This is a genomic window from Xenorhabdus beddingii, from assembly GCF_002127545.1.
Lineage (GTDB): Bacteria > Pseudomonadota > Gammaproteobacteria > Enterobacterales > Enterobacteriaceae > Xenorhabdus > Xenorhabdus beddingii.
The window spans coordinates 1-1,483 of record NZ_MUBK01000101.1; the positions used below are offsets into that span (position 1 = coordinate 1).

Below are 1,483 nucleotides of genomic sequence, written 5' to 3' on the forward strand. Positions count from 1 at the left end.
AGGAATTTCGGACGCGGGTTCAACTCCCGCCAGCTCCACCAAATAAAACAAGGGGTTACACGAAAGTGTAGCCCTTTTTTATTTGAAAATGGCGGCAAAGATTTTTAACTACGGGCCATACTGCCCCCCGAAATATCTTTCGCTTGCCTTACACCCTTTCCTCTAACATAATTAATTATTGCTTAATTAAAGTACATCAACACTATTAAGGATAATGGAAATGTTTACTACAAAACGGAATATCAAAATTGAAGTTTCCAAAGACAGTACCCTAATCAATTTGAAAGGACTGTTAGCAGAAGAGGCTATCAAAATTATCGAAACAGCTCAGAACATCAGAGTCGTACACGCAGACAAAGATAATTCAGCGAAACAATAAATTTCAGTTTCCCTTTTCCCTCAAAGCCGCACACACGCTGACTTTCTTAAGATGATATGGCTTTCTTTGTGATCCACTTACCTCACGTAAAATAGCATTTTCCCTTTAATATCATTGTATTGATATTTCCCCCGCGATCCGCTTTTGATCCAAAAACTGAAATTGCCTGAAAATCCTTTCACACCTTTCATTTTGCGATTCCGCTTACACCGCCAGTACTGGCACGGTCTGGCGGGTCGCTTTGGAGAATTTTAAAAATGAAATAATTTTTTGATCCAAAACGTGCAGGCGGGTGCGGTGTAGTCCGTTTTACGTCAGGTTTACGTTTATTTCGTGGGGATTGTGTAGCATGGGTGCGACGCAGCAACGCGATCCAAATTAACCGCAGCGGGTTCAGTGAGTTGATAAGTGAATGGTGCTGTGTGCGTCTGGTTGCGTTTTGTAGCGAAATAAAAAAGGCCACGGTTTAACGCAGCCTCTTCATGGTGATCTTCGTTACTCAATAGACAACGTTAATTGATGCCCAATAGCGGTTGCCGCCTTAGCCACCGTATCAATCTTGGTCGAATGATGTAAGTCAAAGATACGGGTCACTTCCTGCTTTTTCACCCCCATACGGTTGGCTAACTCAATTTGCGTTAATTTGGAATCAACAAACGCATTGAGCATCAATACCTTTGAGGCCACGCTTAAGGGCACATCGACATAATCATCATCTTGCCCCACGGGGTGAGGAAGCGGGATTTTTTCATTATCTTCAAAATAAAATTCAAAGGACGTGATTAACGCATCAAGTGCCATCTCTAGCGCTTCTTCCCGTGTATCCCCTTGGGTTAAGGCTTCAGGAATATCCGGGAACGAGACGAAATAACCGCCCTCTGCGACTGGCTCTAATATTACGGGATATCGCATAGTATTTGATGGTGAAGCCTGTGCGAGAACCCGCCTCCTGAGAGACGGGTTTTTATTACAATCCTAACTGCTTAATGATTGCTTTCCTCAGCGGCTCTTTTATCTCATGGCTGGGATGCCTTGGCATGACGCTGTGCTTCCCCTTGTATCTCAGTTTCAGATGGTTTGTCCCGTTTGAAACTTCGACGCCCT

The 1,483-nt window shown here is 43.7% G+C and carries 3 protein-coding genes and 1 other RNA gene; 2 read left to right on the top strand and 2 right to left on the bottom strand.

Annotated features, from left to right (window positions below):
- Positions 1–41: a transfer-messenger RNA gene (gene ssrA, locus Xbed_RS18600) on the top strand; the annotation flags it as partial.
- 179 nt (positions 42–220) lie between these two features.
- Positions 221–379, top strand: a complete 159-nt coding sequence (locus Xbed_RS19875; RefSeq protein WP_167371950.1) for a hypothetical protein — start codon at positions 221–223, stop codon at positions 377–379.
- A gap of 495 nt (positions 380–874) precedes the next feature.
- Here the strand turns inward: Xbed_RS19875 and Xbed_RS18610 are convergent, their stop codons facing one another.
- Both Xbed_RS18610 and Xbed_RS18615 read right to left on the bottom strand, forming a co-directional pair.
- Positions 875–1,291: a type II toxin-antitoxin system HicB family antitoxin gene (locus tag Xbed_RS18610; RefSeq protein WP_086114299.1), complete on the bottom strand. Its 417-nt coding sequence runs from the start codon at positions 1,289–1,291 to the stop codon at positions 875–877.
- 55 nt (positions 1,292–1,346) lie between these two features.
- Positions 1,347–1,483, bottom strand: a 137-nt coding sequence (locus Xbed_RS18615) for a type II toxin-antitoxin system HicA family toxin (protein ID WP_086114300.1), incomplete at its 5' end; no start/stop codon positions are given.